Origin of the sequence: Streptomyces olindensis (genome assembly GCF_040645895.1) — a bacterium.
Lineage (GTDB): Bacteria > Actinomycetota > Actinomycetes > Streptomycetales > Streptomycetaceae > Streptomyces > Streptomyces olindensis.
This window is the reverse complement of sequence record NZ_JBEYZD010000139.1, coordinates 1-8778: the sequence shown is the minus strand read 5'-3', so window position 1 is coordinate 8778 and position 8778 is coordinate 1. Positions and strand designations below refer to the sequence as shown.

Here is an 8778-nt window from a genome sequence, read left to right as displayed (position 1 = left end):
GGCCGGTGAGCGTGGCGAGCTCGGCGGCCGTCAGCGCGGCCCGCCTCAGGTCGGAGCCGCCGTCGTCACTCTCCGGCGACCTGCGGCGCGAGCAGGACCGGCAGCCGGGTCGTCCGGGGCTTCGCCGGAACCTCGGCCACCGCCCTGGGCAGCGCCTGTTCCACGCCGTGCACGACGGACAGATGACGGTCGGCCCGCCCGAACGCCGTGTACACCCACGGCCGGCTGAGGGCCTGCGCGGCGTCGCCCGGCAGCACCACGACCACCGCGGGCCACCGGCTGCCCACCGCCTGGTGCGCGGTCATGGCCCACCCGTGCCGCACGGAGTGCTCCACCCGCTCCTTCGGGACGACGACGCTCTCGCCGGCGCACGACAGGTGCAGCCCCTCGGCGTCCGCCTTCACCACACGGCCCGGCAGCGCCCTCCCCGGGACGGGGGAGTGGACGATCCGGTCACCGGGGTCGAAGCCGCCGAAGCGGCCCGGGCCCGGGTTGAGGCGTTCCTTGAGCGCGGCGTTGAGCGCGCGCGTGCCGACGGCACCGCCGTGTCCCGGCGTGATCACCTGCGTCTCCTCGGCCGGTACGCCGATCGCCCGCGGCACGGAGTCCACGACGAGCTGCACCGTGCGGTGCACGGCCTCGCCCGCGTCCCGGACCGGCACGATCACGACCTCCTTGCCGGGGGCCTCGACCTGGTTCAGCTCGCCGGCCCCGATGCCGGAGACCAGCTCGCCCAGCGGCCCGGGATCCGGCAGCCGCGAGGCGACCTGCGGGCAGATCCGCGCCGCGAGCAGATCCGCGAACACCCGCCCCGGGCCCACGGACCACAGCACCGCCGGATCCCCGGCCAGCACCAGCCGCGCCCCGTCCGGCAGGGACTCCGTCAGCAGCGCCGCCGTCTCGACGTCCAGCTGCGGCGCGTCGAGGACGACGAGCAGATCGACGTCCAGGGCCCCGTCGGCGTCCCGGCCCGGCCCTTCGAGACCGGCCAGGAGCCCGGAGACGGTGGCGACGGGGGAGTCGGCGGTGGTCGCCTCGTCGGTCCGCTCGGGGGCGTCCGCCGTCTGGCCGGACCGCCGCAGCAGCGCGGCGAAGCGGTCGCGGCCGACCGGGCTGTGGGTGGCCGCCCAGGCCCGCAGCCCGAGGGAACGCGCGGCCGTGAGCAGCGCGGCCGGCTCCGCGAGGGACGCCTCCCCGCCGGTGTGCAGCACCAGGCCGTGGCCGGCGACCGCCCGGATCAGCTCCGCCGTCGACCCCTGGACCATGGCGGCGGCCCGCTCCCACTCCTCGGCCGAGCCGTCCTGCTTGGGAACCGAGTTGACCAGCCGGGCCAGACCGTCGGCCAGGCTCTCCTCCGCCAGCGCGTACCGCTCCAGCCCGACCAGGACCCGGACCGGGCGCTCCTCGTCCGCGCCGTCCTCCTCCGCCGGGGCCGCAGCGCCGGGCTCCTCCAGGGCGTCCTGGAAGACCAGCGCCTCGCCCTCCGCGATCGCGTCCTGCACGGCGCTGTCCGGGTCCGGCACGTTCCGCTGGGCCAGGGCCGCGAGGAGCGCCGGCATCTCCAGGGCGGTGTGCCCTGCCAGCGCCGCCTGCTCCAGGAGCCAGACGGTGACGGCCCGGCCCCGCCGTTCGTCGTCCGGTCCGCACTCGGCGCCGAGCAGCGCCCGCGCGAACCCGTCGGCCTGCTCGGGCCGCACGCCGGCGACCCGCAGCAACTGCCAGGGGTCGGCCCGCAGCAGCTCGTCCGCGCCCTCGCCGAGCGCCGCGGCCGCCTGCGGTGCGAGCGTCTCCGGGGCGCCGCCCTCGGTGAGCACCCGCCGCACGGCCTGCACCGCCTCGGGTGCGGGGGCGGCCGACGCGGTGACGGCCTCTGCCGCCACCGGCTGCGGGCGCCGCACCGGCTCCGGGGCGGAGCGCCGGGGGGCGGGCTCGGGTTCGGCGAACACCGTGGCCGCGGGCTTCTCGCCGCTCTCCACGGCCCGCACGGCCGCGAGCAGATCGGCGGCCTTGCCGCTCAGCTTGGCGCCGGCCTCGATGGGCGCCTTCTTCTCGGCCTTCCGCTGCGCGATGCGCTCCCGCTCGACCTGCTGGGCGCGCAGCTCGGCCTCGGCCTCGGACAGCTGTCCGGCGCCGGCTTCACCGCTCTCGCCCGCGTCGGCACCGGCCGGAGTGGTCTCGGCGCCCGGCGTCCCCGGCTCGGCGTCCTCCGTGGTCTCGGGCTCCGTGCTCACAGCGTGCTCCAGTCGTGATCGGGATAGCGGTGCACGGGCGCCGACACATCGTCGAGCGCCCGGCAGATCTCGTCAGGAAGACTAAGGGTCTCCACTGACAACGCCGCCGTGAGCTGCTGCGCGTTGCGCGCGCCGACCACCGGAGCGGCCACGCCCGGCCGGTCGCGGACCCAGGCCAGCGCGACCTGGAGCGGTGTCACCGCCAGCCCGTCGGCCGCGGTCGTCACGGCGTCCACGATGCGGCTCGCCGTGTCGTCGAGGTAGGGCGCGACGAACGGCGCGAAGTGCTCCGAGGCGCCGCGCGAGTCCGGCGGGGTCGTGTCGCCCCGGTACTTGCCCGTCAGCACACCCCGCCCGAGCGGCGAGGACGGCAGCAGTCCGATGCCCAGGTCCAGCGCGGCCGGCAGGACCTCGCGCTCTATGCCGCGCTGGAGCAGCGAGTACTCCAGCTGCGTCCCGGCCAGCCGGGTCCGGGTGCCGGGGGCGGCCAGCTGCCAGGTCGCGGCCTTGGCCAGTTGCCAGCCGCAGAAGTTGGAGACGGCGGCGTAGCGGGCCCGCCCGCTGGCGACGGCCATGTCCAGGGCCTGGAGGGTCTCCTCCAGCGGGGTGTCCGGGTCGAAGGCGTGCACATGCCACAGGTCGACGTAGTCGGTGCCGAGCCGGGAGAGCGAGGCGTCCAGCGCGGTGAGCAGGTGGCCGCGGGAGCCGTCGAAGCGGCGGTCGGGGTCGGGCACGCTTCCGGCCTTGGTCGAGATGACGAGGTCCCGCCGGGGCACGAGGCCGTCCATCAGCCGGCCGAGCAGGTACTCGGCCTCCCCGTCGCCGTACACGTCCGCGGTGTCGACGAGGGTCCCGCCCGCTTCCCAGAACGTCTTCATCAGGTCCGCGGCGTCGTGCTCGTCGGTGTCCCGTCCCCAGGTCAGGGTGCCGAGCCCGATCCGTGACACACGCAGGCCGGTGCGGCCGAGATGCCTCTGCTCCATGAACGCCGAGATTACTGGCCAGAACCTGCCGTGTGGGTGGCCGCGGGCGACGGATTTCCCCGGGCATGCCGCGCCCGCCGCGCCCGCGCTATGGTCTGCGGACAAGGCAGTTACTGATCGGTAAGGGGATGCGGCATGCAGCTCGGTATCAACCTCGGCTACTGGGGTGCCGGAATGGACGCGGACAATCTGGCCGTCGCCCAGGAGGCCGACCGGCTCGGATACGCCGTCTGCTGGGCCGCCGAGGCCTACGGCTCCGACGCCGCGACCGTGCTCACCTGGGTCGCCGCCCAGACCGAGCGCATCGACGTCGGCTCCGCGATCTTCCAGATCCCGGCCCGCCAGCCGGCCATGACCGCCATGACCGCCGCCACCCTCGACTCCCTCTCCGGTGGCCGCTTCCGCCTCGGCCTCGGCGTCTCGGGCCCGCAGGTCTCCGAGGGCTGGTACGGCGTCAAGTTCGACAAGCCGCTCGCCCGCACCCGCGAGTACGTCGAGATCGTCCGCAAGGCCATGACCCGCGAGCGCCTGTCGTACGAGGGCGAGCACTGGACCCTGCCCCTCCCCGGCGGCCCGGGCAAGCCGATCAAGCTGACCGTGCACCCGCAGCGCGAGCACATCCCGCTCTACATCGCCGCCATCGGCCCGAAGAACCTGGAGCAGACCGGCGAGATCGCCGACGGCGCCCTGCTGATCTTCCCCTCCGCGGACCACCTGGAGGACACGGCGATCCAGTACCTCCGCGCGGGCCGCGAGAAGGCCGGCAAGACCCTCGACGGCTTCGACGTCTGCCCGACCCTGCCGCTCGCCGTCGGCGACGACAAGGACATCGCCGCGCTAGCCGACACCTTCCGCCCCTACACCGCCCTGTACGTCGGCGGCATGGGCAGCCGCAAGCAGAACTTCTACAACCAGCTCGCCCAGCGCATGGGGTACGAGCGGGAGGCCGCCGAGATCCAGGAGAAGTACCTCTCCGGCGACAAGCAGGGCGCCGCGGCCGCCATTCCGCAGGACCTCATCGACAGCACCACCCTGCTCGGTTCCGTGGACCGCATCGCCGACCGGATGAAGGCCTACGCCGCGGCCGGTGTGACCACCCTCAGCCTCGCCCCCGCGGGCTTCACGCTCGACGAGCGGCTCGCCTCGCTCCGGGCGGGCGCGCAGGCCCTGGAGCGGTCCGGGCTCGCCTGAGGTTCAGCGGCCGTGGTGGGGGCTCGGGGGTCTTCCCCGCCACGGCCGTCACGCGGCACAACGCGCCGGGCCCCCGGGCGGTTACGCCGTACCGTTCGGACCGGTCCCGGACCGGTCCCCGCACGTCCTCCATTTGGCGGAGATGTCCGGCACACCTGTTGCAGCACCCCTCAGGCCGCACTTGACTCGTTCTTCGCGGAAACCTGCGGATCCTGTCCTGCAGCACGCGCACGCGCGCGGGAAGAGGTGCCCACGATGCTTTCGGCCAAGAGTCTGTTCCAGGAGATCCTCGCCAACGACGAGTCCTTCGCCCTGTTCTGTTCCATCGCCGCGAGCGGCGAGTCCCAGGGCGGCTGGGAGAACGCCCGCATCGCCGCACTCGTCCCGGACGACGAACGCGCCCTCGCACCCAAGATCACCCGCCACGGCGCCGACGAGGACAAGCACGGACGGATCTTCAGCGCCCTGATGAAGAAGCGCGGCCTCGACCCCGTCCCGGTCCCCCCGGAGACCGACTACACGATGCTCCTGGAGAAGAACGGCATCGGACTCGCGCACGAGCAGCTCAAGCGCGACGAGCGGCTCACCGTCCAGGACATCGTCACCTACCTCTCGCACAGCAGGGTCACCGAGCAGCGCGCCTCCGAGCAGATGGAACTGCTCCGCAAGCACTTCGCCGACGATCCCGACATCGGCCGCGCGGTCAAGCAGATCTCCAACGACGAGGACAACCACCTCGCCTACTGCCACGAGGAACTGCTGCGCTTCGCCCGCGCGGGCCACGGCCGGCTCATCCAGCGGACCCTGCGCGAGTGCGCGCACGCCGAGATCCGGATCTACCGGGACGTCAGCCTCGCCGTCATGGCCCACATGGGCCGCATCCTCGGCTGGTCCAGGGCCAAGTCGGCGGTGCTCGCGGCCGGCATCCACGCCGTGTACGCGTACGAGCGGCTGGGCGGCTGGCGCCGGATGGTCTCGCTGAAGGCGCCCGAGCGCCGCGACGCCCTCGGCGGCCCGGCCTCCGCGGAACCCGAGTTCGCCTGACGGGGCCCGTCACCCTCGGCGCCGGCCCGCTCTACAGCCACCCCCGGCGCTTGAACAGCCGGAACACCAGCACCTCCAGCAACGCCATCAGCGCGATGAGCGCCGGGTAGGACCAGACCCAGCGCAGCTCGGGCATGTGCTCGAAGTTCATGCCGTAGATCCCCGCGAGCATCGTGGGGATCGCGGCCATGGCCGCCCACGCGGAGATCTTCCGCATGTCGTCGTTCTGCCGGACGCTCATCTGGGCCAGGTGCGCCGACAGGATGTCCGACACCAGCCGGTCCAGGCCGTCCACCGACTCGTTCACGCGCGTGAGGTGGTCGCTGACGTCCCGGAAGAACGGCCGGGCCCGGTCGTCCACGAACGGCACGGCCACGCCGTACGGCGCCGTGCCCGCCAGCCGCGTCATCGGCAGGGCCAGCGGCCCGGTCGCCCGGCGGAACTCCAGGACCTGCCGCTTGAAGTCGTAGATCCGGGAGGCCGTGTGCCGTGAGCCGCCGTCGTCCGGCGAGAAGACCTCCGCCTCCAGGCCCTCCAGGTCGGCCTGCAACTCGGTCGCGACGTCCAGGTAGTGGTCGACGGTGGCGTCGGCGACCGCGTAGAGGACGGAGGTGGGGCCCTTGCCCAGCAGCTCCGGTTCCTGCTCCAGCCGCCGCCGTACCGCCTTGAGCGGGGAGCCCTCGCCGTGCCGGACGGTCACCACGAACCCCTCGCCCAGGAAGACCATGATCTCGCCGGTCGAGACGGTGTCGGTCTCCGGCTCGTACGCCACCGGCTTCAGCACCACGAAGAGCGAGTCGTCGTACACCTCCAGCTTGGGCCGCTGATGCGCCTTGAGGGCGTCCTCGACGGCCAGCGGATGCAGGTCGAACTCCCGGGTGACATGGCCGAATTCGCGTTCCGACGGCTCATGCAGCCCGATCCACACGAAACCGCCCGCCGTACGGGCCTGGCCGAGGGCGTCGGAGAGGTCCTCCGGCCCCTCCGTCCGGTGTCCGTCGCGGTAGATGGCACAGTCGACGATCACGAAGCGAGTCTCCCGTCACTCGAAGGACACGGCACGCGCGCGTGCGCCTACGCTGGACCGCATGCCCACGCTGATCCTGGTCCGGCACGGACGTTCCACCGCCAACACCGAGGGACTGCTCGCCGGCTGGACGCCGGGCGTCGCCCTCGACGAACGCGGCACCGCGCAGGCCGCCGCGCTGCCCGGACGCCTCGCCGAACTGCCCCTGGCCGAGATCGTCACCAGCCCGCTCCAGCGCTGCCGGGAAACGATCCAGCCCCTCCTCGCGGCGCGGCCGGGACTGACGCCCCACACCGACGAGCGCATCGGCGAGTGCCACTACGGCGACTGGTCCGGGCGCAAGCTCGCCGAGCTCAAGGACGAGCCCCTGATGGAGGTCGTGCAGGCGCACCCGTCCGCGGCGGCGTTCCCCGGCGGGGAGTCGATGCGGGCCATGCAGACGCGCGCCGCCGAGGCCGTGCGCGAGTGGAACGCGCGCGTGGAGCGCGACCACGGCGTTGACGCCGTCTACCTCATGTGCTCGCACGGCGACATCATCAAGTCTCTCGTCGCGGACGCACTCGGACTTCACTTGGACCTCTTCCAGCGGATTTCCGTTGAACCGTGTTCCATCACCGCGATCCGCTACACACGACTGCGACCGTTTCTCGTCCGCCTCGGCGACACCGGCGACTTCACGTCCCTGGTGCCGCGCGAGGAACCGCCGGGCGACGAGGCCCCCGTCGGGGGTGGTGCGGGCGCACCGTGATCGTCGGCCGCAGTAGGGTGAAGCGGTCGCAGCAGTGCCGTACTCACACGGTTCCCACGATCCCAATGGAGACAGGACGTGTCCCGTCAGGTGTTCCTCTACGACCATCCGGAACGTTTCGTGGCCGGTACGGTCGGACTGCCCGGGCGCCGTTCGTTCTTCCTCCAGGCCGTCGCCGGCTCCCGGGTGACCAGCGTGGCCCTGGAGAAGACCCAGGTCGCCGCGCTCGCCGAGCGGATGGACGAACTGCTCGACGAGGTCGTACGCCGTAGCGGAGGCAGCGCCTCCGTCCCTGCCGTCGCACCCTCCGAGATCACCGACACCGCCCCGCTGGACACCCCCATCGAGGAGGAGTTCCGCGTCGGCACCATGGCGCTCGCCTGGGACGGCGAGGAGCAGCTCATGATCGTCGAGGCGCAGGCGCTCGTGGAGCTCGACGCCGACTCCGAGGAGGACCTCGCCGAGGCCGAGGAGCGGCTGCTCCAGGACGAGGAGAACGGTCCCCCGATGCTGCGGGTCCGCCTCACCGGCGCGCAGGCCCGGGCCTTCGCCAAGCGCGCCCTCGACGTCGTCAACGCCGGGCGGCCGCCGTGCCCGCTGTGCAGCCTCCCGCTCGACCCGGAAGGACACGTATGTCCGCGCCAGAACGGATACCGCCGCGGAGCGTGACCCCTCCCGCGCACGCGGCCGAGCTGCTCGCCCGCGGTGAACTCACCGTGCGCGGACGCATCCGTGAGGCGTCCAACGCGGCCCTGTACTGCACGGTCTCGTACGACGGCGAGGAGGCGGCCTGCGTCTACAAGCCGGTCGCGGGGGAGCGGCCCCTGTGGGACTTCCCGGACGGGACGCTCGCCCAGCGCGAGGTCGCGGCCTACGAGGTCTCCGAGGCGACCGGCTGGGGCCTGGTACCGCCCACCGTGCTGCGCGACGGCCCCTACGGCGAGGGCATGTGCCAGCTGTGGATCGAGGCGACGCCCGACGCGGAGCTGCTCGCGCTCGTCGACGGCGAGGAGCCGGAGCCGGGCTGGAAGGCGATCGGCTTCGCCGAGGTCGGCGAGGGACGCACGGCCCTGCTCGTGCACGCCGACGACGAGCGGCTGCGGCGGCTCGCGGTGCTCGACGCCGTGATCAACAACGCCGACCGCAAGGGCGGCCACCTGCTGCCCACCGGCGAGGGCCGGCTGTACGGGATCGACCACGGGGTCACGTTCAACGTCGAGAACAAACTGCGCACCCTGCTGTGGGGCTGGGCGGGGGAGCGCCTGTCCCAGGAGGCCGTCGACGTCCTGGAGGGACTGCGCAAGGACCTGGCGGCGGGCGGAGCCCTCGGCGCGCGGCTCGAACCGCTGATCACCGCCGCCGAGATCGACGCCACCCGCGCGCGGGTCGCCGCGCTGCTCGCCTCGGGGACACATCCGGAGCCGAGCGGGGAGTGGCCGGCGATTCCCTGGCCGCCCGTCTAGGGGGTGTCCGCAAAGTCCCGCCTGCCCCGCGACGCCCGGCACGCTCCCCCAAGCTCTTCGAGCAGGGGGTACCCCCACTCGCCGCACCGGG

At 73.3% G+C, this 8778-nt stretch carries 8 protein-coding genes; 5 read left to right on the top strand and 3 right to left on the bottom strand.

Annotated features, from left to right (window positions below; all coding sequences use genetic code 11):
* Positions 1–65 precede the first annotated feature (65 nt).
* Together ABZ948_RS40230 and ABZ948_RS40225 are read right to left on the bottom strand one after the other, a co-directional pair.
* Complete coding sequence (locus ABZ948_RS40230; protein ID WP_359768089.1) at positions 66–2231, bottom strand: helix-hairpin-helix domain-containing protein; 2166 nt, start codon at positions 2229–2231, stop codon at positions 66–68.
* Positions 2228–3214, bottom strand: coding sequence for an aldo/keto reductase (locus ABZ948_RS40225; RefSeq protein ID WP_359768088.1), 987 nt, complete (start codon positions 3212–3214; stop codon positions 2228–2230). The genes ABZ948_RS40230 and ABZ948_RS40225 overlap by 4 nt, the downstream gene beginning before the upstream one ends.
* A gap of 135 nt (positions 3215–3349) precedes the next feature.
* On the opposite strand from ABZ948_RS40225, the gene ABZ948_RS40220 reads away from it, so the two are divergent.
* Both ABZ948_RS40220 and ABZ948_RS40215 read left to right on the top strand, forming a co-directional pair.
* Positions 3350–4405, top strand: a complete 1056-nt coding sequence (locus ABZ948_RS40220) for an LLM class F420-dependent oxidoreductase (RefSeq protein WP_359768087.1) — start codon at positions 3350–3352, stop codon at positions 4403–4405.
* A 255-nt stretch (positions 4406–4660) separates the two neighbouring features.
* A complete protein-coding gene (locus ABZ948_RS40215) occupies positions 4661–5449 on the top strand; it encodes a ferritin-like domain-containing protein (RefSeq protein WP_359768086.1) in 789 nt (262 codons plus the stop codon).
* Between the two features lie 31 nt (positions 5450–5480).
* Here ABZ948_RS40215 and ABZ948_RS40210 read toward each other — a convergent pair whose 3' ends face one another.
* On the bottom strand, positions 5481–6476 hold the full coding sequence (locus tag ABZ948_RS40210) for a magnesium and cobalt transport protein CorA (protein ID WP_359768085.1): 996 nt from the start codon (positions 6474–6476) through the stop codon (positions 5481–5483).
* Positions 6477–6537: 61 nt separating this feature from the next.
* Here ABZ948_RS40210 and ABZ948_RS40205 point away from each other — a divergent pair, with 61 nt between their 5' ends.
* The 3 genes from ABZ948_RS40205 to ABZ948_RS40195 all read left to right on the top strand — a co-directional run bounded on the left by ABZ948_RS40205 (position 6538) and on the right by ABZ948_RS40195 (position 8687).
* Complete coding sequence (locus ABZ948_RS40205) at positions 6538–7224, top strand: histidine phosphatase family protein (RefSeq protein ID WP_359768084.1); 687 nt, start codon at positions 6538–6540, stop codon at positions 7222–7224.
* A 78-nt stretch (positions 7225–7302) separates the two neighbouring features.
* A complete protein-coding gene (locus tag ABZ948_RS40200; protein WP_351342753.1) occupies positions 7303–7893 on the top strand; it encodes a DUF3090 domain-containing protein in 591 nt (196 codons plus the stop codon).
* Positions 7857–8687, top strand: coding sequence for an SCO1664 family protein (locus tag ABZ948_RS40195; RefSeq protein WP_359768083.1), 831 nt, complete (start codon positions 7857–7859; stop codon positions 8685–8687). Before ABZ948_RS40200 ends, ABZ948_RS40195 begins: the two co-directional genes overlap by 37 nt.
* The last annotated feature ends 91 nt before the right edge of the window (positions 8688–8778 follow it).

Bases quoted from the DNA above. Each gene is read 5' to 3' on its own strand.
- ABZ948_RS40205 (WP_359768084.1), top strand. From the start codon at position 6,538: ATGCCCACGCTGATCCTGGTCCGGCACGGACGTTCCACCGCCAACACC.
- ABZ948_RS40225 (WP_359768088.1), bottom strand. From the start codon at position 3,214: ATGGAGCAGAGGCATCTCGGCCGCACCGGCCTGCGTGTGTCACGGATC.
- ABZ948_RS40215 (WP_359768086.1), top strand. From the start codon at position 4,661: ATGCTTTCGGCCAAGAGTCTGTTCCAGGAGATCCTCGCCAACGACGAG.
- ABZ948_RS40220 (WP_359768087.1), top strand. From the start codon at position 3,350: ATGCAGCTCGGTATCAACCTCGGCTACTGGGGTGCCGGAATGGACGCG.
- ABZ948_RS40195 (WP_359768083.1), top strand. From the start codon at position 7,857: ATGTCCGCGCCAGAACGGATACCGCCGCGGAGCGTGACCCCTCCCGCG.